This window comes from Streptomyces sp. NPDC093261, assembly GCF_044753645.1.
GTDB lineage: Bacteria > Actinomycetota > Actinomycetes > Streptomycetales > Streptomycetaceae > Streptomyces.
In genome coordinates, this window is record NZ_JBIVNO010000009.1 from 1 (window position 1) to 26,181 (window position 26,181).

Genomic DNA, 26,181 nt, shown 5'->3' on the forward strand with positions numbered 1-26,181 from the left:
ACTTTTGGCACGCTGTTGAGTTCTCAAGGAACGGACGCTTCCTTCGTACTCACCCGAGAGACTCTCTCAGGCTTTCCTCCGGGCGCTTCCCTTCGCTGTTTCCGACTCTATCAGATCTTTTCTCGATCCGATTTCCTCGGCGCTTTCCAGGTTCCCGCTCCCGCGTTTCCCTTTCCGGCTTTCCCGACTCTATCAGTGTTTTTCCGTCTCTCTGACCGCCGTTCTGCAGACATGCAGAAAGGATCCCGAGATAGGATCTGACAAGTTGGATGCTGCCGGGCAAGGACGCTTGGTCGCCTCACTCGCCCCCAGGCAGGGGTACGACTGTACACGCAGTCACGTCAGGGCGCAAATCATCCGGGCCTCGCCCCGAGGCCCGCCCACCGCTTCGTCTCACGCGGAACCGTCACTTCATATGACATACGCTGCTGCCCAGTGCGCCGTCCGGGACAGGCAGTGACGGCCCATCCAGATCTCCACCCCTGGGAGGCTTCCCATGACCACCGTGACGTCCCCTCTCGCAGGGCGTGCGATCGCACTGGCCGCAGTGCCCGACCCCGTCTTCTCCGGAGCGATGGTCGGGCCCGGTATGGCGATCGACCCCGTGCGTGAGCCCGTGGAGGCCGTCTCCCCCGTGGACGGAATCATCATCTCGCTCCATCCCCACGCCTTCGTCGTAGTGGACGGAGAGGGGCACGGCGTGCTGACCCATCTGGGCATCGACACCGTGCAACTCAACGGTGAGGGTTTCGAGCTGCTCGTCAACAAGGGCGACACCGTCGCACGTGGTCAGGGCATCGTGCGCTGGAACCCGGCGGCCGTGGAGCAGGCCGGCAAGTCCGCGGTGTGCCCGGTCGTGGCTCTCGAGGCCACGGCCGACGCCCTCTCCAGTGTCCGCGAGGACGGCGAAGTGAAGGCCGGCGACCAGCTCTTCGCCTGGCAGTGAGGCCCACGCCGTAGAGGTAGAGAACGGCACAACAGACAACCATCGCGGTGGCGGGGAAGCCGCACGATTCGGAGACGGTGAGATGGAGACAACGCTGCGAGGCGTCGGTGTGAGCCACGGTGTGGCGATCGGCGAGGTCCGGCATATGGGAACGGCGGTGCTGGAGCCGCCGGCGAAGCAGATCCCTGCCGAGGAGGCGGAGCGCGAGCAGGGGCGCGCACGCCAGGCCGTCGAAGCCGTGGCCGCCGACCTGACCGCGCGCGGCCATCTGGCGGGTGGGGAGGCGCAGGCCGTCCTGGAGGCCCAGGCCCTGATGGCCCAGGACCCTGAGCTGATGGCGGACGTGGATCGTCGTATAGCCGTCGGCAGCACGGCGGAGCGCGCCGTGTACGACGCCTTCGCCGCGTACCGCGAGCTGCTGGCCGGCGCCGGGGAGTACCTCGCCGGGCGCGTGGCCGACCTGGACGACGTCCGTAACCGTATCGTCGCCCGTCTTCTCGGGGTCCCCATGCCGGGTGTCCCGGACAGCGACGAGCCGTATGTCCTCGTCGCCCGTGACCTTGCGCCTGCCGACACGGCGCTGCTGGACCCGGCCCTGGTCCTCGGCTTCGTCACCGAGGAGGGCGGGCCGACCAGTCACAGCGCGATCCTGGCGCGCGCCCTCGGTGTCCCCGCCGTCGTGGCGCTGCCGGGGGCGGGTGAGCTGGGCGAGGGCACGATGATCGCCGTCGACGGCAGCACCGGCGAGATCTTCGTGAATCCGAGCGACGAGAAGAAGGCACGGCTCGAGGCCGCGGCCGCCGAGCGCAAGGCCGCCCTTGCGGCTTCCACCGGGCCGGGAGCCACCGCCGACGGGCACAAGGTGCCTCTGCTGGCGAACGTCGGCGGTCCCGCGGACGTGCCGGCCGCCGTCGAGGCCGGTGCCGAGGGTGTCGGTCTGTTCCGCACGGAGTTCCTGTTTCTGGACGACAACAAGAACGCGCCGTCCGAGGAGAAGCAGGTCGAGGCCTACCGGCAGGTGCTGGAGGCCTTCCCCGAGGGCCGTGTGGTCGTGCGTGTGCTCGACGCGGGTGCGGACAAGCCGCTGGACTTCCTGACCCCGGCCGACGAGCCGAACCCGGCGCTGGGTGTGCGGGGCCTGCGGACGCTGCTCGACCACCCCGACGTGCTGCGCACGCAGCTGACCGCCCTCGCGAAGGCTGCCGAGGGGCTGCCGGTCTATCTGGAGGTCATGGCGCCGATGGTCGCCGACCGCACCGACGCGAAGGCGTTCGCGGACGCGTGCCGTGCGGCGGGGCTGGAGGCGAAGTTCGGCGCCATGGTGGAGATTCCGTCGGCCGCGCTGCGGGCGCGCTCGATTCTTCAGGAGGTCGAGTTCCTGTCGCTCGGGACGAACGACCTCGCCCAGTACACGTTCGCCGCGGACCGTCAGGTGGGTGCGGTCTCGCGTCTGCAGGACCCGTGGCAGCCCGCGCTGCTCGACCTGGTCGCCTTGTCCGCCGAGGCGGCCAAGGCCGAGGGCAAGAGTTGCGGTGTGTGCGGTGAGGCCGCCTCGGACCCGCTGCTGGCGTGTGTGCTGACCGGCCTGGGTGTCACCTCCCTGTCGATGGGTGCGGCGTCGATTCCCTATGTGCGCGCCACGCTGGCCAAGTACACGCTGGCGCAGTGCGAGCGTGCCGCGTCGGCCGCGCGTGCGGCCGATACGGCCGAGGACGCGCGCAAGGCCGCTCAGGCAGTGCTGTCCGGCGAGTAGCCGCGGCGCGTCATCGCGTCGATCTCCGTGTGGCCGGGGCGCTCCACCTGTTGGTGGGGCGCCCTTCGCCTGTTCGGGCCCCTCCCGCGATCGGTGCGGATCTGCCACGGCTCCGTGAGTGGGGCCGGCCTTCAATGGGTGTGGCCGGTCATGGGTCCGTCGTCCCCGAGATCGGGTGGGGCGCTGTAGTCGACGCCGGATTCCGGCGCGACCAGGTCGCCGGACTCGACGTCGGTGCAGTACGCGTCGAAGACCTCTCCCGCGGTGAGCGGTTCCAGTCGTTCCCCGCGCAGGCGCCAGCCGTACACGCGGTCCGCCCCGTCGGGTGAGGTGGTGCGCATGACGAGTCCACCGGCCGCGTGGGTGGCGATGCCCAGGGCGAGGACGGTGGTGAATTCGAGGGCTTCCGTCTCGTCGATGCGGCTCGTGCCGTCGGGTTCCTCATCGGCGTGGAGCACCGCGACGAGGGTCTCGGGCGGCGTCGAGACACTGCAGACAAGGTGGCGGTGGCCCGGGCTCGCGGTGTCGAGGACGCGGGTCAGGAGTCGGGAGGCATGGGCGAGGGCGGCGTGTCCGATGTCCTCGCCGCAGGAGGCGCAGGCCCCGAGGTGGGCCAGCCCGGTGGTCGCGTAATGCCAGGTGGCCTGACGGACGGCTTCATCGACCAGGTCCGGCACGAGTTCGTCCAGCGGCTGGCCCTCGTAGGGGATGGCCGCTCCGGTGGCGGCCAGTTCCGCTGTGAAGCGGGTGCGGCTGGAGGGGGCGTCGGGTTCCAGGCCGCTGTCGGCGCAGAACTCCGCGTATTCCTCCGGGTCGAAGAGGGCGACCGTGGTGTGGGTGCCCTGGGCGGCGAGGGTCCTCAGCAGGGCTTCCACCTGCCGGAGGTAGGTCGTGTGGTCGTCGAAGGTGAAGGTGCGGTAGCGCCGCATCGCGGTGAAGTCGTGTTCGTCGGTCAGCAGGCCGATGGTGCCGGCGATCTCGCGGCGCAGAACGCGTCGCATGGTCTGGTGCTTGGTGTGTGCCATGACTCCCCCTACTTTCAGTCGATCAGTCATCACACACGGTAAGGAGGGCCACTGACAACGCCCGCCGGTCGCGGTGACCGACGGGCGGCTGCCGGCCGCATCCGGCGCGTGGCGGGATGCGGCGAGGTGCGTCAGGCGCGCTTGCGGGCCAGGTCCTCGTAGAAGTGGAGCAGGTCGAGGTTGTCGATGGAGCCCGGGTTGACGGCCTTCTCCAGGGGGGTGCCCTGCATCAGGCGTTTGACCGGGACCTCGATCCGCTTGCCGGTGAGGGTGTGCGGGACGCCGGGGACCTCGATGATCTCGTCGGGGATGTGGCGCGGCGAGAGCTGTTCGCGGATGGTCTGTTTGATGCGGTTCAGCAGCGGCTCGTCCAGGACGGATCCGGGGCTCAGGTGCACGAAGAGGGGCATCCAGTAGCCGCCGTCGGGCTGTTCGATGCCGATGACCAGGGATTCCTTGATCTCTGGGAGGCGCTCGACGGCCTCGTAGATGTCGGCCGAGCCCATGCGCACGCCCTGGCGGTTGAGCGTGGAGTCCGAACGGCCGTGGATGATCACGGAACCGCGGGAGGTGAGTGTGATCCAGTCGCCGTGGCGCCATGCTCCCGGATACATGTCGAAGTAGCTGTCGTGGTAGCGGCTGCCGTCGGGGTCGTTCCAGAAGCGGATCGGCATGGAGGGCATGGGGTTGGTGACGACCAGCTCGCCGACCTCGTCGATGACCGGGTGGCCACCGGGGTCCCAGGACTGCAGGTCGGTGCCGAGGCCGGGTCCCTGGAGTTCGCCGATGTTCACCGGGAGGGTCGGGACGGCTCCGGCGAAGCAGGAGCACACGTCCGTGCCGCCGCTGACGGAGGCGATCCACAGGTCCTCGCGGACCTCGTCGTGCAGCCAGCTGAAGCCGTCCGGCGGCAGCGGGGAACCCGTGGTGGCCACACACTGCACCCGGCTGAGGTCGTGGTCGCGGGCAGGGTGCACGCCCGCCTTGCGGCAGGCCATGACGTAGGCGGCGGAGGTCCCGAAGAGGGTGGCCCCGGTGCGCTCGGCCACGCGCCACTGGGCGCCCGTGTCGGGGTGGCCGGGGCTGCCGTCGTAGAGGACGATCGTGGTGCCCGTGAGAAGACCGGAGACGAGGAAGTTCCACATCATCCAGCCGGTGGACGTGTACCAGAAGAAGCGGTCCTCGGGGCCGAGGTCGCAGTGCAGGCCCAGCTGCTTGAGGTGCTCGACCAGGATGCCGCCCTGGGACTGGACGATGGCCTTGGGCAGGCCGGTCGTGCCGGAGGAGTACAGCACCCACAGCGGGTGGTCGAACGGCACCTGCTCGAAGACGGGCTCGATGTCCGCCGAGGTCAGGGCCGACCAGTCCAGAGCGCCTTCCGGGGCCTCGGAGCCGAGCAGCGGGATGTGGACGACGGCGCGCAGGGTGGGCAGTTCGCGGCGCAGCTCGGCGACAGTCTCGCGGCGGTCGTGCTCCTTGCCGCCGTAGCGGTAGCCGTCGACGGTGAACAGCACGACGGGTTCGACCTGCTGGAAGCGGTCCAGGACGCTGCGTGCGCCGAAGTCGGGGGCGCAGGAGGTCCACACGCCACCGACGGCGGCCGTGGCGAGGAGGGCGACGACGGCCTGCGGGATGTTGGGGAGATAGCCGCTGACGCGGTCTCCGGGGCGTACGCCGAGGGCGCGCAGTTCGGCGGCGAGCGAGCCGACCTGGCGCCGCAGCTCGGACCAGCTGACCGGGCGAAGCTCCTGCGTCTCGTCGACCGCGAGCAGGGCCGGTTCGTCGGCGCGGGTGGCCGCGGCGCGGAGGGCGTGTTCCGCGTAGTTGAGTGTCGCGCCGGGGAACCATTCGGCGCCCGGCATGGAGCGGTCGCCGAGCACGCGCGCGTAGGGAGTGGAGAAGCGTACGTCGAACCACTCCGTGACGGCCTTCCAGAAGATGTCGAGCTCGTCCACCGACCAGCGGTGCAGAGCCGCGTAGCCGCCCTCGGAGGGGGCACCGTGGCGTTCGGCCGCCCAGGCCTGGAACCTGGTGATCTGTGCCCGGGCGATGCGGTCGGCGTCGGGCCGCCAGAGCGGCGTGGGGTTCGCTGAGGTCATGGGGCGGCTCCCGGGCTGTACGCGTCGTGTGCGTGAGTCGCGCACGTGCTGGGTTGTGCGCGTTACGCGGCTGACACGGACGATGCCATGTGATCGACTTCTGCACCAGGGTGCACCCCACATAGTTGGCATCGTGAAGCTGTGCTCCCAGCACGGGTGAACGGTAGTTGAACGACACCCCTATGGGGGGATGTCGATGACAGGGTGAGGAGCATGGACGGTCGTGACCTGGTGCGTTCGGTGAAGGCGGTCGGTTCGGGGGGTGCGGTGCAGGGCCTGCGCACCGTGCGGGCCGCGTGGCGCAGGAGGCGTACCGACGCCACCGGGTTGCCGCGACGAGGTGCGGAGCGGGCGCGGGTGCCGGGCCCCGTGCACGGTGCGAAGCCCGGTCCCGGTGGTGGTGTCGTGCGGTTCGCCCGGACCGAACTGCGGATCACGGTCGCTGTGAACGGGGCCGTGTTCTGGGGCTGGGACGGGGCGGAGCCGGAGCCGTCGTACGCGCTCGCGGGCCGCTGTCCGGAGCCGGATCCGCGGGCCGTGCTGGAGCCGGACAAGGACGGCGGCTGGCGGGTCGTGGCGGAGCGGGTCACGGTCGTGGTGTCGCGGCACGGCGCGATCGAGGTGCGCACGCCGGGCGGGGTGACCCTGCGCCGGGCTCTGCCGCCCCGCTGGTGGGAGCCCGCGGACGGGAGCGGCGCGCGCTGGATGCAGCGGTCCGAAGTGGCCGCGGATGCCCGTTTCTTCGGGCTGGGTGGACGGGCCTCGGGGCCGCGGTTGCGGGACGGGACGTACCGACTGTGGAACACGGACCCGGGTCGGCCCTTCGGGCCCGGCGACGACCCGCTGTACATCACCATGCCGGTGCAGTTGGTGGTCGCCGACGCGGCCACTCACCTGATGTTCCTGGACACGTCGTGGGACGGCACGGTGACCCTGCGCGAGGGCGAGGAGGGCGCGGGTTCCGGGCACGACCGGGCGGGCAGTTGCGAGGTGCGGATGGACGGCGGGCCCCTGCGCTGCTGGGTGATGGTGGGTACCCCCGCGCGCGTGCTGCACGTCTGGGCGTCGCTGACCGGGGCGCCGGCCGTGCCGCCCGCGTGGGCCCTCGGTCACCATCACGCGCGATGGGGGTTCGGCAGCGAGCAGGAAGTCCGGCGGATCGCCGCGGGCTACCAGGAGCATGAGCTTCCGCTCGATGCCGTCCATCTGGACATCGATCACTACGACGCCCACCGGGTGTTCACCGTCGACCGGGAACGCTTCCCGAAGCTGCCGCTGCTCGCCGAGGAGCTGGGCCGGCACGGCGTCCGCCTGGTCTCGATCGTCGACCCGGCGGTCAAGGCCGAGGCGGGAGACCCGGTGTTCGACAGCGGGAGCGCCGAGGACGCGTTCGTGCGGGACGCCTCGGGCCGGGTGGTCGAAGGGGTGGTGTGGCCCGGGGAGGCGGTCTACCCGGACTTCACGCACGCGCGCGTGCGGCAGTGGTGGGGCCGGCTCCTCGAGGAGCGTCTCACGCAGGGCTTCGAGGGGTTGTGGCTCGACATGAACGAGCCGGTGTCGTTCACGGCCTTCGGGGAGAACACCCTGCCCCGCTCGGCCCGGCACGCGCTGGAGGGCCGTGGGGGTGACCACCGCGAGGCGCACAACGTGTACGCACTGTGCATGGCCCGGGCCGGGTACGAGGGCCTGCGGAATCTGGCTCCCGAGGTGAGGCCCTTCGTGTTCTCGCGCTCGGGGTGGGTGGGCATGCAGCGCTACGGGGGGACCTGGTCGGGGGACGTGGCCACGGGCTGGCCCGGGCTGCGCGCCTCGCTGTCGCTGGTGCTGGGGCTCGGGTTGTGCGGGGTGCCGTACTCGGGGCCGGACGTGGGCGGCTTCGACGGGAGTCCGTCGCCCGAGCTGTATTTGCGCTGGTTCCAGCTCGCCTCCTACCTGCCGCTGTTCCGTACGCACGCGAGCATGCGGGCCGGGCGCCGGGAGCCCTGGGAGTTCGGTGACGACGTCCTCGGGCACGCGCGCGTGGCGCTCGGCGAACGGCGCCGTCTGCTGCCGTACCTCATCACGCTGGCACATCTGGCCCGCCGCACGGGGGCGCCCTACGTCCGGCCGCTGTGGTGGGGTGCGCCGGAGGACCGGGCGCTGCGGGACTGCGACGACGCCTTCCTGCTCGGTGACGGTCTCCTGGTGGCGCCGGTGCTGGAGCCGGGCGCTGAGCGGCGCACGGTGCTGCTGCCGCGGGGTCGCTGGTACGACACGGCGACGGAGGTGGCGTACCAGGGGCCGGGCCAGGTGGTGGTCGATGTCTCCATGGCGCGGATCCCGGTGTTCGCGCGCGCCGGTGCCGTGCTGCCCGTGCGGGGTGAGGTCGGCGGTCTGGAGCTCGAGGTCTGGGCGCCCGCGCGAGGGAGGTCCGGGGGCGGGGTCGTGGTGCCGGACCCGGGCGACGGCTGGGACGAGCCGGAGGTCGAACGCTATGTGACGCGGTGGAAGGGCCGTCGGGTCGTGGTGAAGCGGGACGGCGGGGACGGGCGGACCGAGCCCGTGTATCCGGTACGCGTGCGGGGACTCGGCCGCGGGTGATCCGCGGGTGGCGTGGGCCGAACGCGTGCGGAGTCGGCCGAGCCCGGCTCGGCCGTGCTCGACGGTGCGGGGCTTGCCACGGGTGCGAGACCGGAGGTCGCGTCACGCGGGCGAGGGCGGCCCCCGGCTGGGGAGGGAAGGCGGGACGCGCGCAGGTGGCGTCCCGCCGGAGGCTCACACGTAGCGGCCCTCGAACCATCCCCGCACGGCGAGGGTGTGCAGCGGAAAGGCGAGTTCGGCGGGTCGGCGCAGGAGGTGCCAGCCCGTCGTCTCGTCGGTGCCGGCGGACGGCGGCAGATCGGCCGCCGGGCGCTCGGGCAGGAGTCCGAAGAGCAGCAGATGGCCGTCGGGCGAGCTCATCGCGTCGGCGAGCCGGACGTCGCGGCCTGCCGCGTCGATGCCCGTCTCCTCTTTGAGCTCGCGGACGACCGCGTGCCGCCAGTCCTCGCGGTGGTCGATGAACCCTCCGGGCAACGCGATGCCGCCGCGCGCGGGAGGGATGGTCCGCGTGATGACGATCAGCGCGGTGCCGTGGGCGTCGTACACGGGCTGGAGAGCCACCGCGACGGGCAGCGGGTTGCGGTAGGCCACGGTGTCACAGGCGGCGCAGGTGCGGGGCCAGCCGGAGATGCCCTCTCCGTAGGGCGCTCCGCAGCTCGAGCAGTGGGAGCCGGGCACGGAGGCGGCGGATGGGAACGGGGATTCGGACACGGGCGGACTGTATCCGATCACACGAAGGGCGTCTGCCCTGGACGGGCACGGGAGTCGTGGGGCGGCCGGAACCACCCCCGCGGGCCCTGGCCGCCCCCGCCGTTACTCCGACGCCGGGCGGAGCTCTGCGGTTCGTCGCGACGCCTGCCGGATTCCACGGGCTCATGACACACTCCTGACGTACCGTCAGGTATCTGACCGGGAGGCTCCATGCCACGTGAACTCACCCCCGTGGTGGCCGGATGGTTCGCCGGTGACGGGGACGGCTTCCATCTCGTCGGCACGCGGTGCGCCGCGTGCGGCTCGGTGTTCTTTCCGCGCGAGGACGTCCTCTGCCGGAATCCCCACTGCGAGGGCGGCGATCTCATCGAGGCGTCACTGTCCAAAGTTGGGCGAATATGGTCATTCACTGACACTCATTACCCACCTCCGTCACCCTATGTGACGAATGGGGAACTTCCGTGGCAGCCCTACGCGTTGGTCGCGGTGGAACTGGAGGCAGAGCGGATCGTGGTGCTCGGGCAGGCAGTTCCGGGAGTGACCGTCGCCGATCTGGCGGTGGGCATGGAGATGCGGGTCGTACCCGGCGTGCTGTACGAGGACGCGGAGACGACCTGGGCGACCTGGCACTGGCGGCCGACGGGGGTGGCGGTATGACGGACGATGTGGCGGTGCTCGGCGCGGGACTGCACCCCTGGGGCAAATGGGGGCGCAGCTTCGTCGCGTACGGGACGGTGGCGGCGCGTGCGGCACTCGCCGAGGCGGGGGTCGCCTGGCGGGACGTCGGCTCGATCGTGGGTGCCGCCACGGTGCGGGGCGGCTATCCGGGGCATGTGGCGGGCGCGACGTTCGCCAAGGCCCTGGGATGGCAGGGAGCCCGGACCGCGAGCGTCTACGCGGCATGCGCGTCAGGGGCACAGGCGGTGAACGCGGCGCGGGCCCAGATCCTTGCGGGGCTCGCGGACGTGGTGCTGGTGGTCGGGGCGGAGTCGGCACCCAAGGGCTTCTTCCGCCCGGCGGGCGGCGACCGGCCCGATGATCCCGACTGGCTGAGGTTCCGGATCCTCGGAGCGGCGAATCCGATGTACTTCGGGCTGTACGCACGCCGGCGCATGGCTGTCCACGGGGACACGATCGACGACTTCGCCCAGGTCAAGGTGAAGAACGCGGCCATGGGGGCGCTGAACCCGAACGCCCGCTACCGCAAGCGCGTCACCCTGGACGAGGTCGCCGCATCGACCGTCGTCGCCGACCCCCTGCGGCTGCTCGACATCTGCGCGACCTCGGACGGCGGCGCGGCACTCGTACTGTCGAGCATGGAGTTCGCGCGACGGCACGGCACGGTGGCGCCGGTGCGCATCCGGGCGGTGTCCACGGTGACACCGCGCTTCCCCAACACCGTGCTTGACCTGCCGGACATCGCGACGGACTCGACCGCGGCGGTGGAACCCCCCGGTGAGACGTTCCGCGCCTCGATCGCGCGTGCCGCCTACGAGGAGGCGGGCATCGGGCCGCAGGACCTCTCCCTCGCCGAGGTCTACGACCTGTCCACGGCTCTGGAGTTGCAGTGGTACGAGGATCTGGGGCTGTGCGCGGAGGGCCAGGCGGTCAAGCTGCTGCGCGAGGGCTCCACGACGCTCGGCGGGCGCATACCCGTCAATGTCAGCGGCGGGCTGGCGTCCTTCGGGGAGGCGGTTCCGGCGCAGGCAATCGCCCAGGTGTGCGAATTGACCTGGCAGTTGCGGGAAGACGCGGGTGGCCGGCAAGTGGCGGGGGCCCGGGTGGGCATCACCGCGAATCAAGGGCTGTTCGGGCACGGCTCCGCGGTGATCGCCGTGCGGTGATCACCGCAGGTCGTCCCGGCATGGCACGGACCTCCCGCGCCTCGGGCAGGCGAACGGCCGGCACGGCGGGCCGCCCAGCCGTTTCCGGTGGCGACTGCGCGTACATCCGCGGGCCGTTCACCATCATTCACACGCTCTGTGATCACCTGGGAATGCTGTGTGAACAGGTCATGAACTGGGCCTCAGGCCGTGCCGACGGCGCCATCATGCTCCCGTGCCCTCCTGGACGGATACTCTCCGCTTCGCCTTCCAGCCGGTGGTCAACCTGACGACCGGAGGGGTCACCGCGCTGGAGCTCCTCGCACGCCCGGAGACCGGCGACGTCCTGGCTCAGGCCCGCCGGGATCCCGAACTCGACGGGAATCTGGCCGCGTTGGCGGTCCGCGCCGCGGCGCGAATGGATGCGCTGTTGCCCCTGCATGTCAACGTGTTCGCCGGGACCCTTGCCGACCTCGGGGGCCTCGCCGCACTGCGGGATGCCGTGCGCGAGGCGGGACGGCTGCCGTGGGAGGTGACGGTCGATGTCGGACCGCCGTACACGCACGTGCCCCAACGGGCCCTGCTCGAGGCCGTCACCGTACTGCGCGGGGAGGGATTCCGGATCTGCGCGGACGGAATCGGCGACGGCGACGTGCCGCTGAGGCTGCTCTGCGACCTGTCACCGGACCTGATGAAACTCGATGTGTCCCTGGTGACACGGCCGGCGGTGGTGCGGGCCATGCGCACGCTGTGCGAGGAACTGGGCGCGCTGCTGTCGGTGGAGGGGGTGGAGACCGAGCGGCAGTACTCGGCCGTGCTGGCGGCCGGGGCTCAGTTGGCGCAGGGCCAACTCTTCGCGCCTCCGTCCCGGCTCCCCGTAGCGGACGTATACCTTCCGGCGCCGCCTGCCGCGGTGCCGTCCACACCGCGCAGCGGGCCGTCGGTGCGGCAGTTCCTGCGGCCGGCAGCGCTGCTGCCCGCCACGGCCTCGGCCGGTCAGGTGCGAGCGCTGCTCACCGGCTCCCCCGATGTGTCCGGGGTGCTGCTGGTCGATCCCGCGGGGGTGCCGGTCCGTTCGGTGCATCGCTCGCGCTTCCTGCTGTCGATGTCGGCACGTTACGGGCATGCGCTGTACGCCGACCGGCCCGCGGCGAAGCTGGGCGACCCGCCGCGTACGGTCGGGGCCGACGCCACGGCGTGGGAGGTGCTCGACGTGGTCGCGGACGGGGAGCGGGACCGCACCTCGGACGACGTGGCGGTGGTCGACCACCACGGGCGGTGCGTGGGGGTCGTCCGGCTCGCGGATCTCGTACGGGCGCTGGCCGAGAGCCGGGTCGAGGAGGCAGCGGGGCTCAATCCGCTGACCAGGCTGCCCGGTTCGGACGCGATCACCGGCGAGGTGGACCGGCGCATCGCGGCCGGACGGCTGTTCGCGCTGAGCTGGCTCGATGTCGACCACTTCAAGCAGGTCAACGACGGGGCGGGATTCGCCGCCGGGGACGAGCTGATCCGTGCGGTGGGGCACGCGTTGCAGGGCGCCGCGTCCGGGAGCACTCGCGTGGGGCACATCGGCGGGGACGACTTCCTGGTTCTCGCGGATCCGGAGGGTCTCGATCCGCTGGCCGCGTCGGTACTCGACGCGCCCTGGTCGGCCGGCGGACGTGCCGTCACGCTCTCAATGGCCACGGTGCTGTGCCCGCCCGGCAGTGTGACCGACCACCGCCAGGCGGCCGCCTGCCTCGCGCCGCTCAAACAGGCCGCGAAGGCACTGAGCGGCGCCAGTTGGGTGCTGGGACGGGCCGGCCTGCCGGGCCATGAGATACGGCGTGGCACAGCGGTGGCACGGGCCGAGGCCGGCCAGCCGGCCTGGGGCTGACCCCTACCCAGGACCCGGTGATCACCGGCCGGGTGGCGGCCTGCTGACGCCCATGGGGGCCGGTCCGCGGCAGTCGGCCGCAACCGTTGCCGTCGCTGACCTTGACGCTCTCTGAGTGCCGGTGAAAACTTCCGGATGTCAGTCGGCATCGCCGCATTCAGGCGTATTCATGGAGTGCGCCCCTGAGGCCCGCCTCCGCACGGGCCGTCCCCCACCGGGCGATTCCGCTGCACAGGCACGCTCGTCGCGGACGCCGGAAGGGGCGCGGGACCGCCCTGCCTTCGGCTGAAGTCGCCAAGGGATACGCACCCTGCACGGAGGACGGACTCGGGGCGGGAACGCCCCGGGGCGAGGGCCCAGGAGCCGCCATGACCCATGGAAGCATCTTCGTCGGCGAGTTGATCGGAACGGCCATCCTCATCCTGTTCGGCGCGGGTGTCTGCGCCGCCGTCACGCTCAACCACTCCAAGGCCAAGGGCGCGGGCTGGGTCGTCATCGCCTTCGGCTGGGGTTTCGGCGTCCTGGCCGGCGCCTACAGCGCCGCCCCGAAGTCGGGCGGACATCTCAACCCGGCGGTGACCCTCGGTCTCGCCATCGCCGGCATCACCCGGTGGGCCGACGTCCCGTACTACCTGCTGGGTCAGATGGCGGGCGCGATCCTCGGCGCCGTGCTGACCTGGCTGCTCTACCTCGCCCAGTTCCAGGCAAACGCCGATGAGGACAAGGCGCTGCCCACGCTCGGGATCTTCTCCACGGCTCCCGAGATCCGCAATCCGGCCGCCAACCTGATCACCGAGATCATCGCGACCATGGGGCTGGTGCTGCCCATCCTGTTCTTCGGCAAGAACCTCGGCACCGGCATCGGCCCGATACCCGGCACGACGGCGTACGGCTCGGGTATCGGCATCCTGCTCGTCTCCCTGCTCGTCGTCGGCATCGGCCTCTCCCTCGGCGGGCCCACCGGCTATGCGATCAACCCCGCCCGCGACCTCGGCCCGCGCGTCACCCACTCAATGCTGCCGATCCCCAACAAGGGTTCCTCCGACTGGGGTTACGCCTGGATACCCGTGGTGGGTCCGCTGATCGGCGGGGCGATCGCGGCCCTTGTGTACAAAGCAGCATTCTGACCCTTTGACGAAGGGGACGTCATGACGGACACCGCTCAGAAGTACGTCGCCGCGATCGACCAGGGCACCACGTCCAGCCGCTGCATCATCTTCGACCAGGGCGGCGCGATCGTCGCCGTCGACCAGCGCGAACACCGCCAGATCTTCCCCAAGCCCGGCTGGGTGGAGCACGACGCCACGGAGATCTGGTCCAAGGTGCAGGCGGTGGTCGCGGGTGCGATCGCCAAGGCAGGGCTGCGTGCCGACCAGCTCAGCGCGCTCGGCATCACCAACCAGCGCGAGACGACGGTGCTGTGGGACCGCGCCACGGGCAAACCCGTGCACAACGCGATCGTCTGGCAGGACACCCGGACGGCCGCACTGTGCAACGAACTCGGGGGATCCGATGGGCAGGATCGTTTCCGCGAGCAGACCGGTCTGCCCCTTGCGAGCTACTTCGCCGGCCCCAAGGCGGCTTGGCTGCTCGACAACGTGCCCGGCCTCAGGGCTCGGGCCGAGCGGGGCGACATCGCCTTCGGCACCATCGACTCCTGGCTGATCTGGAACCTGACCGGAGGCACGGACGGCGGGCGGCACGTCACCGACGTCACCAACGCGGGGCGCACGATGCTGATGAACCTGGAGACACTCCGGTGGGACCCCGCGCTCCTGTCCGCCATGAACGTCCCCGAGGCCGTCCTGCCGGAGATCAGGTCCTCCTCCGAGGTGTACGGAACCGCCGTGGGCCAGCTCGCGGGCGTGCCCGTCGCCTCGGCGCTGGGCGACCAGCAGGCGGCCGTGTTCGGGCAGGCCTGCTACGACGTGGGCACGGCCAAGAACACCTACGGCACGGGCAGCTTCCTGCTGCTCAACACCGGCAACCGGCCGGTGCCCTCGAAGAACGGCCTGCTCACGACCATGGGGTACAAGATCGGCGACGAGGCGCCGGTCTACTGTCTGGAGGGCTCCATCGCGCTCACGGGCGCGCTGGTGCAGTGGTTCCGCGACCAACTCGGCATCATCCGCAGCGCGGACGAGATCGAGACACTGGCGGCGAGCGTCGAGGACAACGGCGGCGCTTACATCGTGCCGGCCTTCTCCGGCCTGTTCGCGCCGTACTGGCGTGCCGACGCGCGCGGCGTGGTCACCGGCCTGACGCGGTACGTCACGAAGGCGCACCTCGCACGCGCGGTGCTGGAGGCGACGAGCTGGCAGACGCGCGAGGTCGTGGACGCCATGTACCAGGACTCCGGGGTGCAGATCACCACCCTCAAGGTCGACGGCGGCATGACGAAGAACCATCTTCTGATGCAGCACCAGGCGGATGTGCTCGGCGTGCCCGTGATTCGTCCGAAGGTCTCCGAGACGACCTGTCTGGGCGCGGCCTACGCGGCCGGGCTGGCGACCGGGGTGTGGCACGACCTGGAGGAGCTGAAGTCGCACTGGCAGCAGGATGTGGAGTGGACGCCTGTCATGGAGTCCTCGGTGCGCGACCGCGAGTACCACAACTGGCGCAAGGCCGTGGAGAGGAGCCTCGGCTGGCACGAGGACGGCGTCGACTGACCACACGCTCCACGCGTGCGTACGTCTCGCCTGCGTCCCACGCGCGCGTGTGCGTCCAAGGCCCGTGCCCCGGTCGGCGGGGTGCGGGCCGAGGGCGGCCTGTGCGGGATCAGGTGGTGACGCCGGCGCGGGAGTGACGCCGGCGCGGGAGATCAGATGGTGACGCCGGCGCGGTGGCCGGCCGAGTACGCCATGGCGTGCCGGACGACCTCGACGATGACCTCCTTCACCGACTCGCGCTCGCGTGCGTCACAGAGGATGACCGGCACACCGTCGTCGAGGTCGAGGGCCCGCCGGACATCGCCGGCGGGGTAACGGGCGGTTCCCTCGAAGCAGTTGACGCCGACGACGAAGGGTATGGAGCGGCGCTCGAAGTAGTCGACGGCGGCGAAGCAGTCCTCCAGGCGCCGGGTGTCGGCAAGGACGACCGCTCCCAGGGCTCCCGTGGCCAGTTCGTCCCACAGGAACCAGAAGCGGTCCTGGCCCGGCGTGCCGAACAGATAGAGCGCCAGGTCCTCGCGGAGGGTGATGCGGCCGAAGTCCATCGCGACGGTGGTGGTGTGCTTGCCCTCCACACCGCTGGTGTCGTCGACGGGGCGACCGACCTCGGTGAGCACCTCCTCGGTGCGCAGCGGCCTGATCTCACTGACCGCGCCGACGAGGGTGGTCTTGCCCACGCCGAAACCACCGGCCACGAGGATCTTGAGCGTGACGGGCTCGACGGGGGGCCTGCCGCGCTCACTGCGCCCCAGGATCATCGTTGTCTTCTCCTGCTTGATGGGGGTCGGTCGGCGGCGGTCCATAGCCTCCGCCGCCGGGGGTTTCGACGACCAGTACGTCGCCGGAGCCCACGTCTGCCGCATCACTGCCCTTCAGGTGCAGCACCGATCCGTCCGCGCGCTCCACACGGTTGGCGCCGAGCGCGCCCGGCCGTCCGCCCGCCATGCCGTAGGGAGGGACCCTGCGGTGCTGGGAGAGCGTGGAGACGGTCATGGGTTCCCGGAAGCGGATCCGGCGGACTGCTCCGTCCCCGCCGCGCCAGCGGCCGGCGCCGCCACTGCCGTACCGTACCGCGAACTCGTCGAGCAGGACGGGCAGTCTCCATTCGAGGACCTCGGGATCGGTCAGGCGCGAGTTGGTCATATGCGTCTGCACGACGGGTGCGCCGGGGAAACCGTCGCCCGCGCCGGAGCCGGAGGCCACGGTCTCGTAGTACTGGTACCGGTCGTTGCCGAAGGTGACGTTGTTCATGGTGCCGGAGCCCTCCGCCTGCACACCGAGCGCCGCGTAGAGGGCACCGGTGAGGGACTGGGAGGTCTCGACATTGCCGGCGACGACGGCGGCCGGGGGTTCGGGCGCGAGCATGGAGCCGGGCGGTACGACGATGTCGAGCGGGCGCAGACAGCCGTCGTTCAGCGGGATGTCGTCGGCGACCAGGGTGCGGAAGACATACAGGACCGCGGCGTTGACGACCGAGAAGGGCGCGTTGAAGTTGGTGGTCAGCTGCGGGGACGTACCGGTGAAGTCGATGGTCGCGGACCGGCTGTCGCGGTGCACGCGCACACGGACGCGGATGACCGCGCCGGAATCCGTCTCGTAGGCGCACTCTCCGTCGTCCAGGGCGTCGATGACGCGGCGGACCGCTTCCTCGGCATTGTCCTGGACGTGCTTCATATACGCCAGGACGACATCCAGGCCGAAGTTCTCGATCATGCGGCCGACTTCGTCGACGCCCTTGTGGTTGGCGGCGATCTGGGCGCGCAGGTCGGCGAGGTTGGTCTTCGGGTTGCGTGACGGGTGGGGCGCCTCGGTCAGAAGCCGGAAGGTCTCCTCCTCACGGAAACGGCCGTTCTCGGCGAGCAGCCAGTTGTCGAAGAGGACACCCTCCTGCTCGATGGTGCGGCTGTGCGCGGGCATGGAGCCGGGGGCGATGCCGCCGATCTCCGCGTGGTGGCCGCGGGAGGCGACGTAAAACAGGATGCGCTCACTCTCCGTACCGAAGACCGGGGTGATGACGGTGACGTCGGGCAGATGGGTGCCGCCGTGGTACGGGTCGTTGACGGCGTAGGTGTCTCCGGGGCGCATGGCGTCGGCACGCCGGCGGATGACCTCTTTGACGCTGGTGCCCATGGAGCCCAGGTGGACGGGGATGTGGGGGGCGTTGGCGACCAGGTTGCCCTCGGGGTCGAAGAGGGCGCAGGAGAAGTCCAGGCGTTCCTTGATGTTGACGGACTGGGCCGTGGACTCCAGGCGGGCGCCCATCTGTTCGGCGATGGACATGAAGAGGTTGTTGAACACCTCGAGCAGGACGGGATCGACTTGCGTGTCGAGATCGGAACTCTCCGTAGTCGCCGCCCGTTCCATGACCAGATGCCCGTCGTCGGTCGCCGCGGCCTGCCAGCCGTCGTCGACGACGGTCGTGGCACTGGTCTCCGTGATGATCGCGGGGCCGGTGAGGGTTTCGCCGGGAGGCAGATGCTCCCGGCGGTGGAGAGGTGCGTCGCGCCAGACGCCGCCCGTGTGGAGGCGGACGGTCTCGGGGGCGGCACAGCCGCCGTCGTACGGGGCGAGGGCGGACAGATCGGGGGGTTGGGTGATGCCGGTGGCTTCCACGGAGAGGGCTTCGACGACGATCGGACGGTCGAGCGTGAAGGAGTATGTGGCGCGATGACGATCTTCGAAGGCGCGTCTCATCGTGCCGGGGTCGGTCAGCTCGACGGTGAGGGTGGTGTCCGTGCCGTCGTAGCGCAGCTGGGCCCGCCGGGCGATGCGGATACGGTCCTTGGGCACGTCCTCCGCGAGGAGTTCGGCGCGGGCGGCGGACGCCAGGTCTTCGGCGGTCTCGTGGACCCGGGGCATCGAGGCGGCCTCCAGGGGCGCCTCGACGGACTGCTCCCGCATGGCCGTGGTGTCGGCGAGCCCGATGCCCAGCGCGGAGAGGACCCCGGCCATGGGCGGCACGAGGACGGTGCGGATGCCCAGGGAGTCCGCGACTTTGCACGCGTGCTGGCCGCCGGCTCCGCCGAAGGTGGTGAGCGCGTAGCGGGTGATGTCGTGGCCCTTCTGGACCGAGATCCGCTTGACGGCGTTGGCGATGTTGGCGACCGCGATCTGGAGGTAGCCCTCGGCGACCTGCTCACAGGTGCGGTCGTCACCGGTCCGCTCGCGGATCTCGCGGGCGAGGGCGGTGAACCGGTCGCGGACCAGGGCGTCGTCCAGTGGCTGGTCTCCGTCGGGGCCGAACACCCTCGGGAAGTGCGCGGGTTGGATGCGGCCGAGCATGACGTTGGCGTCCGTGACGGTGAGCGGGCCGCCGCCCCGGTAGCAGGCCGGCCCCGGGGACGCACCCGCCGAGTCCGGCCCTACGCGGTAGCGGGAGCCGTCGAAATGGAGGATCGAGCCGCCGCCGGCCGCGACCGTGTGGATGTCGAGCATCGGTGCGCGCAGCCGGACGCCCCCGATCTGCGTGGTGAAGACCCGCTCGTACTCACCGGCGAAGTGGGAGACATCGGTGGACGTGCCGCCCATGTCGAACCCGATGACGCGGTCGAAACCGGCGAGCTGCGACATGCGGGCCATGCCGACGATGCCACCCGCGGGCCCGGAGAGGATGGCGTCCTTGCCGCGGAACTGTCCGGCCTCGGCCAGTCCCCCGTTGGACTGCATGAACATCAGCCGGACGCCTTCGAGCTCGTCGGCGACGTGGTCGACGTAGCGACGCAGAACGGGCGAGAGGTAGGCATCGACGACGGCCGTGTCACCGCGCGGGACCAGTTTCATGAGGGGACTGACCTCGCTGGACAGCGAGATCTGCGGAAAGCCCGTCCGGGCGGCCAGCTCCCCGATCGCCCGCTCATGGGCGGGGTGCAGATGGCTGTGCATACAGACCACGGCGACGGCGCGGATCCCGTCGTCGTATGCCTGACGGAGCGCTTCGGCGAGAGCCTCCAGATCGGGGGCGCGCAGGACGCTGCCGTCGGCTGCGATGCGTTCGTCGACCTCGACGACCCGCTCGTAGAGCGGCTCCGGCAGCTCGATCGCGCGGGCGAAGATGCTCGGACGGTTCTGGTAGGCGATGCGCAGGGCGTCGCGGAAGCCGCGGGTGATCACGAGGAGGGTGCGTTCGCCCTTGCGCTCCAGAAGGGCGTTCGTCGCGACCGTGGTGCCCATCCGGACACCGTCGACCGGTCCTTCGTGGCCGAGGAGTTCGCGCACGCCCGCGACGGCCGCGTCGGCGTAGTGGTGGGGGCTGTCGGACAGCAGCTTGTGGGTGAGCAGGTGCCCGTCCGGGCGGCGCGCGACGATGTCGGTGAAGGTGCCGCCGCGGTCGACCCAGAACTGCCAGCCCGTGGTCACGTCCGTGTCTCCGATCACGCTGCTCGGAGCCGTGTCCGCGGGCGGATGATCGGCTCTCCGCAGCTGGTGGTCGACGATCGATCAGATCATAACCGGCGGCCCCTGCCCGCGCCGGTCCCCGCGCGGGAGGGCACACCGGCGCCCGCCCGCCCGGAGGCTTCCCGAGCACGGATGGCCTCACCGGCGGGATCGTCCCGTACGCGCCCGGCCCCTTCTCCCGGGTCCTCCCGCACCATGGCGGCTCCCGCTCGCCGGTGTCCGCGCGCTGTCCGGGAGGGCGCGGACACCCCCGGCTCACAAGGCCCGCAGGCCGTTGATCACATCGCGCAGAATGCTCTCGTCCACCAGCTCGGCGGGCGGCACGGGCCGCGACACATGGACCAGTTCCTCGTCCACGAGGTCCCCCACGAGAACGCGGACCACGCCGACGGGCAGGTCGAGCGCGGCGGCGAGTTCGGCGACCGACTGGGGGATGTCACGGCACAGCTCGACGATGCCCACGTGTTCCGGGGACAGCGACGGGTCCGCCTCGGGGTTGTCCGCATGCGGCTCCGTGACGACCACCGCGATCAGATCGAGGCGGTGCTGGGCATCGTGGCTGGTGCGGCCGCGCGTCATGGCGTACGGACGGACCACGGGCCCGGCCTCGTCGTCGAACCAGTGGCTGCTTCCCTGACCGTCTCCGCTCATACCATCTCACTACCCGCCCGAGGGCAGATCGGTGCGCGGAGCGGAGGCGAGATGTGCGCCGACCCGCTTGACCAGGAGGGTCATCTCGTAGGCCACCTGCCCGACGTCGGAGTCCGCGTCCGACAGGACGGCGAGGCAGCTGCCGTCGCCGGCGGCCGTGACGAACAGGAACGCCTCGTCGAGTTCCACGATGGTCTGCCGGACGCCGCCAGCGTCGAAGTGCCGGCCGACTCCCTTGGCGAGGCTGTGGAATCCGGAGGCGACCGCGGCGAGGTGCTCGCTGTCCTCCCGGCTCAGCTCCTTGGAGACCCCTGTCGGGAGGCCGTCACTGGAGAGCACGAGCGCCTTGCGGATGCTGGCCACACGCTCCACCAGATCGTCGAGGAGCCAGTTCAGCTCTCCCGACGCCTTGCTCGTCGCGGTGGGCCCTGCGGCCTTCGGTGCGGTCATCGACCGTCTCCCTTTGTCGTTCTTCGTGCTGAGCCGTCCCGGGCCCCGTCGCCCGTGGCGTTCTCCTCGCGGCCGCGCTGCCAGCCCCGCTGGAGCGAGGCGAACCGGCTGCGGACCTCGTCGGCGTCGCGGTCGGCCGGGCCTGTCCGGTCCGCGCCGCGAGGCCGATCCCGTTCGGCGAGCCGATCGGGGCCTTCCCTCAACTGCGGTACCAGGCTGGCCTGCCGCACCCGGCGGGGCAGCGCACCCGCGCCCGATTCTGCCCGTCCGTCCTCCGTGTCCCGCCGCGGGACGGTCCCCTCCGGCCCTGTCAGGGGGCGGGTGCGACGCCGCTGCGGCAGGGCCGGGGCCTCGGAGCGTTCACCGTGCGGGCGGGGAGCGCCTCCCGTGGGTTCCGTCGGGCGACCCGATGGCCGTCTGGCCTCCTGGAGATCCGTCACGCGCCGTTCCAGCGGCTCCCCCTCCGCGTCGGCCCGTCCGCGCCGTGATCCTGATCCTGTCACCGGGCGGCCGTGCGAGCTGACGAGTTTGGGGGCACGGTGACGCGGCAGCGGAACGGGAGCGCCCGGGTGGTCGGGGTCGACGGGTCGGGCCGGTTCGCGCCGGGAGTCGCGTGCCGATGGGCGCTGGACTCCCGTGGAGTCGGCGAGCGAGCGCCGGGGGCGGAAAAGACCTCCGCGTTCACTGTCCTCGTCGCCGAGGGCACCGGGGAAGTCGTCGATCGCGTCCAGATCGACGGGTGCCTCAAGCTCCACCGGACCGTCCAGGATCGACGCCGGGATGCCCGGGAGCTTGACGGGCGTGTGGGAGAGCCCGGGCGTGTGCTCCTCGGCTCCGGCCTTGCTGTCCGGCAGCGGGCGGTCGAGACGGAAGCCGATTCCGTTGGTGTCCGGGGCGTCGTCGGTGAGCAGCATGTCGGGGATGAGGACAACGGCCGTGGTGCCGCCGTAGGGGGACGGCTGCAGGGAGACGCGCACGCTCTGGCGCCGGGCGAGTCTGCTGACGACGAAGAGGCCGAGCCGGTCGGTGTCGGACAGTTCGAACTCGGGGGTTTCGGCGAGCCTGAGGTTGGCGTCCAGGAGCGCCTCCGCCCCCATGCCGAGGCCGCGGTCGTGGATCTCGAGGGTGAAGCCGTTGGCCACGCGTTCGCCGATGACCTGCACGGCGGTGTGCGGCGGCGAGAACACCGTGGCGTTCTCCAGGAGTTCGGCGACCAGGTGGGTGAGGTCGGCGACCGCGGGGCCCGTGACGGCGACCCGGGGCAGCCGTCGTACCTCGATCCGCTCGTAGTCCTCGACCTCGGCGACGGCGGCGCGCACCACGTCCATGAGCTGCACCGGTTTGCGCCACTGCCGGGAGGGGGCGGCGCCGGAGAGGATGACCAGGCCCTCGGCGTGGCGGCGCATACGGGTGGTGAGGTGGTCGAGCCGGAAGAGGTCGGCGAGTTCCTCGGTGTCCTCGGTGCGGCGTTCCATGGCATCGAGGAGGGTGAGCTGCTTGTGCAGCAGGACCTGGCTGCGGCGGGCGAGGTTGACGAAGACCTCCGAGACCCCTGCGCGCAGCTCGGCCTGCTTGACGGCGGCCTCGACGGCGGCGCGCTGGAGGGTGTTGAGGGCTTGGCCGACCTCGCCGATCTCGTTCTGGTCGTACTCCAGGCGCGGTACCTCGGTCTCGATGTCGACCTGTTCGCCCGCCGAGAGACGGCGCATCACGCTGGGCAGCCGCACTCCGGACGCCTCGTGGGCGTCCAGGCGCAGCCGGCGCAGATCGCGGATGAGGCCGCGGCCGATGCGTACGGACATGATCAGGGAGACCAGCAGGGCGACGAGGCCCAGGACGCCCGCGAGGACCGCTTTGACGATGACGCCGACGGCCAGGGGATGGACCCGGTCCTGGTAGCGGTCACCGGCCTCGGTGCCCATCCTGTCCAGCTGGTCGAGGACCGGCCCCGCGGCCTCGTCCCAGCTCTTCGCGGTCACGCCGTGCGGGGTCCCGGGTGTGGCGTCGACGACGGACTGCTCGGCCATGCGCAGGGGGGCGGTGTCGGCGTTCGTCCAGTAGCGGCGGAAGCGTTCGCTCTCCGGGCCCGGCAGCAGGGACAGGCTGACGTCGTACATCACGGTGCGCTGCGCGACGAGGCCGGAGAGCTGGTGGATGTCGTCGCGGGTGATCCGCCCGGCGACCAGGGCGGAGGCGAGGAGGGCGTCCTCGCGGGAGAGCAGTTCGCGGGCGCGGGAGACACCGGCGAGCGCGCGGCCCTGCTTGTCCATGTCGACGTCGTCGAGGAGCTGCAGGTTGGCCAGGAACGTGAAGCAGGGGTCGATCAGATGGTTGTAGAGGTCGAAGGCCTGGGTGCGCTTGACGGTGCCGTCCTCGACGCTGCGGCGCAGCGACTTCATGCCGTCCAGGGCGTCCAGGATCGAGGTGAGGCGCTCGGCGGTGCCCGGCCCCATTTTCTCGTGCAGGCCCTTGGCCTTGCTGTTGCGACGGAGCTTCGCCACGACCTCGTCGGTGGCGGCACGGCTGCGGTGGAGCGCGGCGAGGGATTCGGAGGCGCGCGGATCCGCGAGGTAGACGAGGGTCTGGCGGCGCTCCTCCTGAAGGACGCGGACCGTGTCCTCGGTGGGGTAGCCGGCCTTTTCGACGATGTACGAGGCGTGGAACACGGACTGGGCGGCCCGGCCGGTGAGCACGGTCGCGAAGGCCCAGATGGCGGTCAGGGACAGGAGCGGCACGAGAAGGAGCGCCACGATCTTCCGGCGGATGGACTTCCCGCGAAAGCGCATGGCCTCCCCCAGCTCGACCCCCTCCGGCGGGGGGTACACCTACAAACGGCGTGAGCCTACTACCGACACACAGGTATCTCGAAGGGCCGACCAGGCGCACCACCCCATGGGCCGCGAACCGGACATGGGGAGTTGTCCCGCCATTACGGGGAATTTGCTCCCCGGAAGCAGCGTGCGGCGCAGGAGGACACCGGGCCGGGCATCCGGGGCGGTTGGCCGGAAATTTTCGTTCGGTGGGAATCTTCGCAGAACGTCGATCGTCCTTCTGTACGGGAATCGGGGGCGGATTCGGCTACAGGCGCCGCCAGCCGCGCTCAGGCGGCGTAAAACAGCGCAAGCCGGGCAGCCGCTGAGAAGCCGGAGTCGGATGACACCGGGGCGAGGGGCCTGCGGGCGGTGGGGAGTGACGGGTTGATGGGCACGGCAGAGCGGCGCGGGACGCCGGGGTCGGGTGGTGCAACGCCCAGGACGGCGCCAGGGGATGAGCGGAGGCCGGGTCGGGTCGAGGAGCAGTACGAGACGCCGCACTGCCGGCCGTTGTGGGTGGAGGAGCCCGCGCGCAGGCGGCGGCTCCCGGATGCGGTGCGTACGGCGGCGGTGCGGGCCGTGCTCATCATCGCGGTGACGCTCATTCAGGCGGTCGTCGCCTTCCTGTGCACGATGGCCGACTCCTGGCTGGCGTTCCCGATGGTCCTATCGAGCGTCGCCAGCACGGTGGTGGCGACCTGGGGCGTGCTCGACGTCTGGGTGACGCGCCAGGTGTGGTACCAGCGCCATGGAGTGGTGTCGGCCCCCAGCAGCACGGCCCGGGAGCTGCGCCGCGAGCGCCGCACGGAGCGTCGGCGGGCCCGGGCCGCGGAGCGGGCTCAGCGACGCATACCCGGGCAGGGCGGCGCCGGCCAGCTGTCGCACCCGTAGCCGCATGGGGGGAAGGGCGGACGTGGTCGCTCCACCACCGCCCCGGGTCGGCGGGTCCCGTCCCGCCTCCGGGCCGGCGGGGGCACGGTGCCGCCCCCGCGCCGGCGAGTCAGGCTTCCCCCCTCCGGGCCGGCGGGTCACGGCGCCACCGGGGCGGCCCCCTCCGGTGCATGACCCTGTCGGCCTCCAAGCCGCCCCGCCAGTGCATGACCCTGCCGGCCTCCAGGCCGCCCCGCCGGTGCGTCACAAGGCGGCCGGCTCCACCGGTTCGGTGCGGCGTGCCAGGTCACGTCTGGCCCGCATGAAGGGGCGGGGACGGTCGATGGAGAGAACCGCGGTGGTCCGCCCACGGCGTTGGTAGACGGCGAGAAGACCGCCTTCGGCGGGCGCGCCGTCCTCGAGGGTGCCCTCGGTGATGCGGACGGTGTCGGTCTTGTGCCGATGCCCCGCGAACTGGAGGCGAGCGCCGTACTGATCGGACCAGAAGTACGGCAGGGACCGCAGCGTCTCGGTGGTGCGGCCCGCCAGCAGATTGCGCACGGCGACGCGGGGTTGCTCGGTGGCGGACGTCCAGTGCTCGGCACGGTGGCCGCCGACCCGGGCGACGTCGCCGACGGCGACCACCTGGGGGAGGGCGGTGACGCAGCCGTCGTCGCACAGGACGCCGTCGTGCAGGGTGAGCGCCGAACCGGCCAGCCAGTCGGTGTTGGGGGTGGCGCCGATGCCGACGATCACCGTGTCGGCGGGCAGGACGCGGCCGTCGGACAGCTCTACCGCCGTGACGGCTCGCCCTGGTGGGGACTCCGCGCCAGGCGCCGCTGCGGCGTCGGCGCCCTTGACCGGGGCGCCGCGCAGCCGGGCGACCCCCGAGCCGGTGATCAGGGCGACACCTCCGCGGCGGTGCAGCGCGGCGCATACGGCGGCCATCTCGGGCCCGAGTTGCGGGACGAGGGGCAGGGGTGCGGCTTCCACGACCGTGACCTCATGGCCGAGCGCGGCGGAGGAGGAAGCGGTCTCGGCCCCGATGAAGCCGCCGCCGATGACGACGACCCGGCGCGCTCCCCGGGTGAGCTCGGCGCGCAGGGCGCGCGCGTCGTCGAGGGTGCGCAGGGTGTGCACCCCGGCGAGGCGGTCGCCGGGCAGCGGGCGGGCGGACGCCCCTGTGGCGATCACTACGCCCTCCGTGGACACCGTGCGGCCGTCTTCGAGGAGCACCGTGCGGCCACGGGCGTCGAGGCCCCGGGCGCGTACGCCGAGCAGCCACTCCGCGTCGAGTTCGGCGGTCTCCTCCGCGTCGGTCAGCGCGAGTTGTCCCTCGTCGGCGCGGCCGGTGAGGAAGTCCTTGGACAGGGGCGGCCGGTCGTACGGCCGGTGGGTCTCGTCCCCCACGATCACCAGCCGCCCGTCGAAGCCCTGGGCACGCAGCTCACGGGCGGCGTAGAGCCCGGAGAGTGAGGCGCCGACGACGGTGACGGTTTTCATGAGGGTGTCTCCCGTGC

At 71.3% G+C, this 26,181-nt stretch carries 18 protein-coding genes; 9 read left to right on the forward strand and 9 right to left on the reverse strand.

Features of this window, described 5'->3' with window-relative positions; all coding sequences use genetic code 11:
- Nucleotides 1-496: 496 nt before the first annotated feature.
- On the forward strand, nucleotides 497-946 hold the full coding sequence (locus ACIP94_RS19935) for a PTS glucose transporter subunit IIA (RefSeq protein WP_402426905.1): 450 nt from the start codon (nucleotides 497-499) through the stop codon (nucleotides 944-946).
- A gap of 82 nt (nucleotides 947-1,028) precedes the next feature.
- A complete protein-coding gene (gene ptsP, locus ACIP94_RS19940; protein WP_402426908.1) occupies nucleotides 1,029-2,699 on the forward strand; it encodes a phosphoenolpyruvate--protein phosphotransferase in 1,671 nt (556 codons plus the stop codon).
- A 131-nt stretch (nucleotides 2,700-2,830) separates the two neighbouring features.
- Here ptsP and ACIP94_RS19945 read toward each other — a convergent pair whose 3' ends face one another.
- Together ACIP94_RS19945 and ACIP94_RS19950 are read right to left on the reverse strand one after the other, a co-directional pair.
- Nucleotides 2,831-3,724, reverse strand: coding sequence for a hypothetical protein (locus ACIP94_RS19945; RefSeq protein ID WP_402426911.1), 894 nt, complete (start codon nucleotides 3,722-3,724; stop codon nucleotides 2,831-2,833).
- 131 nt (nucleotides 3,725-3,855) lie between these two features.
- Nucleotides 3,856-5,823, reverse strand: a complete 1,968-nt coding sequence (locus ACIP94_RS19950; protein ID WP_402426914.1) for an acetoacetate--CoA ligase — start codon at nucleotides 5,821-5,823, stop codon at nucleotides 3,856-3,858.
- Between the two features lie 213 nt (nucleotides 5,824-6,036).
- Between ACIP94_RS19950 and ACIP94_RS19955 the strand changes: the two genes are divergently transcribed.
- On the forward strand, nucleotides 6,037-8,403 hold the full coding sequence (locus ACIP94_RS19955; RefSeq protein WP_402426917.1) for a glycoside hydrolase family 31 protein: 2,367 nt from the start codon (nucleotides 6,037-6,039) through the stop codon (nucleotides 8,401-8,403).
- Between the two features lie 174 nt (nucleotides 8,404-8,577).
- On the opposite strand, the gene ACIP94_RS19960 is transcribed toward ACIP94_RS19955, so the two are convergent.
- Complete coding sequence (locus ACIP94_RS19960) at nucleotides 8,578-9,114, reverse strand: NUDIX domain-containing protein (RefSeq protein WP_402426920.1); 537 nt, start codon at nucleotides 9,112-9,114, stop codon at nucleotides 8,578-8,580.
- A 231-nt stretch (nucleotides 9,115-9,345) separates the two neighbouring features.
- Between ACIP94_RS19960 and ACIP94_RS19965 the strand changes: the two genes are divergently transcribed.
- The 5 genes from ACIP94_RS19965 to glpK all read left to right on the forward strand — a co-directional run bounded on the left by ACIP94_RS19965 (nucleotide 9,346) and on the right by glpK (nucleotide 15,482).
- On the forward strand, nucleotides 9,346-9,771 hold the full coding sequence (locus tag ACIP94_RS19965) for a Zn-ribbon domain-containing OB-fold protein (RefSeq protein ID WP_402427555.1): 426 nt from the start codon (nucleotides 9,346-9,348) through the stop codon (nucleotides 9,769-9,771).
- Nucleotides 9,768-10,958: a lipid-transfer protein gene (locus tag ACIP94_RS19970; protein ID WP_402426923.1), complete on the forward strand. Its 1,191-nt coding sequence runs from the start codon at nucleotides 9,768-9,770 to the stop codon at nucleotides 10,956-10,958. Before ACIP94_RS19965 ends, ACIP94_RS19970 begins: the two co-directional genes overlap by 4 nt.
- Nucleotides 10,959-11,172: 214 nt before the next feature.
- Nucleotides 11,173-12,813 (forward strand): EAL domain-containing protein, encoded by a 1,641-nt coding sequence (locus ACIP94_RS19975; RefSeq protein WP_402426926.1) that lies wholly within the window; start codon nucleotides 11,173-11,175, stop codon nucleotides 12,811-12,813.
- A 368-nt stretch (nucleotides 12,814-13,181) separates the two neighbouring features.
- The gene (locus tag ACIP94_RS19980; protein WP_402426929.1) at nucleotides 13,182-13,940 is read left to right on the forward strand and encodes an MIP/aquaporin family protein; all 759 of its coding nucleotides are present in this window, start codon (nucleotides 13,182-13,184) and stop codon (nucleotides 13,938-13,940) included.
- Nucleotides 13,941-13,961: 21 nt separating this feature from the next.
- Nucleotides 13,962-15,482, forward strand: coding sequence for a glycerol kinase GlpK (glpK, locus tag ACIP94_RS19985; protein WP_402426932.1), 1,521 nt, complete (start codon nucleotides 13,962-13,964; stop codon nucleotides 15,480-15,482).
- 152 nt (nucleotides 15,483-15,634) lie between these two features.
- On the opposite strand, the gene ACIP94_RS19990 is transcribed toward glpK, so the two are convergent.
- From ACIP94_RS19990 to ACIP94_RS20010, 5 genes are all read right to left on the reverse strand, one after another.
- A complete protein-coding gene (locus ACIP94_RS19990; protein ID WP_402426935.1) occupies nucleotides 15,635-16,240 on the reverse strand; it encodes a GTP-binding protein in 606 nt (201 codons plus the stop codon).
- Nucleotides 16,221-19,838: a hydantoinase B/oxoprolinase family protein gene (locus ACIP94_RS19995; protein WP_402426937.1), complete on the reverse strand. Its 3,618-nt coding sequence runs from the start codon at nucleotides 19,836-19,838 to the stop codon at nucleotides 16,221-16,223. The genes ACIP94_RS19990 and ACIP94_RS19995 overlap by 20 nt, the downstream gene beginning before the upstream one ends.
- Before the next feature lie 294 nt (nucleotides 19,839-20,132).
- Entirely contained in the window at nucleotides 20,133-20,528 is a 396-nt protein-coding gene (locus ACIP94_RS20000; RefSeq protein ID WP_402426939.1) for a DUF742 domain-containing protein, read from the reverse strand.
- 9 nt (nucleotides 20,529-20,537) lie between these two features.
- A complete protein-coding gene (locus ACIP94_RS20005; RefSeq protein ID WP_402426942.1) occupies nucleotides 20,538-20,978 on the reverse strand; it encodes a roadblock/LC7 domain-containing protein in 441 nt (146 codons plus the stop codon).
- The gene (locus tag ACIP94_RS20010) at nucleotides 20,975-23,764 is read right to left on the reverse strand and encodes a nitrate- and nitrite sensing domain-containing protein (protein ID WP_402426945.1); all 2,790 of its coding nucleotides are present in this window, start codon (nucleotides 23,762-23,764) and stop codon (nucleotides 20,975-20,977) included. The genes ACIP94_RS20005 and ACIP94_RS20010 overlap by 4 nt, the downstream gene beginning before the upstream one ends.
- A 414-nt stretch (nucleotides 23,765-24,178) precedes the next feature.
- On the opposite strand from ACIP94_RS20010, the gene ACIP94_RS20015 reads away from it, so the two are divergent.
- Nucleotides 24,179-24,682 (forward strand): hypothetical protein, encoded by a 504-nt coding sequence (locus ACIP94_RS20015; RefSeq protein ID WP_402426948.1) that lies wholly within the window; start codon nucleotides 24,179-24,181, stop codon nucleotides 24,680-24,682.
- A 243-nt stretch (nucleotides 24,683-24,925) separates the two neighbouring features.
- On the opposite strand, the gene ACIP94_RS20020 is transcribed toward ACIP94_RS20015, so the two are convergent.
- The gene (locus ACIP94_RS20020; protein WP_402426951.1) at nucleotides 24,926-26,164 is read right to left on the reverse strand and encodes an NAD(P)/FAD-dependent oxidoreductase; all 1,239 of its coding nucleotides are present in this window, start codon (nucleotides 26,162-26,164) and stop codon (nucleotides 24,926-24,928) included.
- Between the last annotated feature and the right edge of the window lie 17 nt (nucleotides 26,165-26,181).

Excerpts from the sequence above, each read along its gene's own strand:
- ACIP94_RS19935 (WP_402426905.1), top strand. The coding sequence starts at position 497 with ATGACCACCGTGACGTCCCCTCTCGCAGGGCGTGCGATCGCACTGGCC.
- ACIP94_RS20005 (WP_402426942.1), bottom strand. The coding sequence starts at position 20,978 with ATGACCGCACCGAAGGCCGCAGGGCCCACCGCGACGAGCAAGGCGTCG.
- ACIP94_RS19980 (WP_402426929.1), top strand. The coding sequence starts at position 13,182 with ATGACCCATGGAAGCATCTTCGTCGGCGAGTTGATCGGAACGGCCATC.
- ACIP94_RS19950 (WP_402426914.1), bottom strand. The coding sequence starts at position 5,823 with ATGACCTCAGCGAACCCCACGCCGCTCTGGCGGCCCGACGCCGACCGC.
- ACIP94_RS19955 (WP_402426917.1), top strand. The coding sequence starts at position 6,037 with ATGGACGGTCGTGACCTGGTGCGTTCGGTGAAGGCGGTCGGTTCGGGG.
- ACIP94_RS19945 (WP_402426911.1), bottom strand. The coding sequence starts at position 3,724 with ATGGCACACACCAAGCACCAGACCATGCGACGCGTTCTGCGCCGCGAG.
- ACIP94_RS20020 (WP_402426951.1), bottom strand. The coding sequence starts at position 26,164 with ATGAAAACCGTCACCGTCGTCGGCGCCTCACTCTCCGGGCTCTACGCC.
- ACIP94_RS20015 (WP_402426948.1), top strand. The coding sequence starts at position 24,179 with ATGGGCACGGCAGAGCGGCGCGGGACGCCGGGGTCGGGTGGTGCAACG.
- ACIP94_RS20010 (WP_402426945.1), bottom strand. The coding sequence starts at position 23,764 with ATGCGCTTTCGCGGGAAGTCCATCCGCCGGAAGATCGTGGCGCTCCTT.
- ACIP94_RS19990 (WP_402426935.1), bottom strand. The coding sequence starts at position 16,240 with ATGATCCTGGGGCGCAGTGAGCGCGGCAGGCCCCCCGTCGAGCCCGTC.
- ptsP (WP_402426908.1), top strand. The coding sequence starts at position 1,029 with ATGGAGACAACGCTGCGAGGCGTCGGTGTGAGCCACGGTGTGGCGATC.
- ACIP94_RS20000 (WP_402426939.1), bottom strand. The coding sequence starts at position 20,528 with ATGAGCGGAGACGGTCAGGGAAGCAGCCACTGGTTCGACGACGAGGCC.
- ACIP94_RS19970 (WP_402426923.1), top strand. The coding sequence starts at position 9,768 with ATGACGGACGATGTGGCGGTGCTCGGCGCGGGACTGCACCCCTGGGGC.
- glpK (WP_402426932.1), top strand. The coding sequence starts at position 13,962 with ATGACGGACACCGCTCAGAAGTACGTCGCCGCGATCGACCAGGGCACC.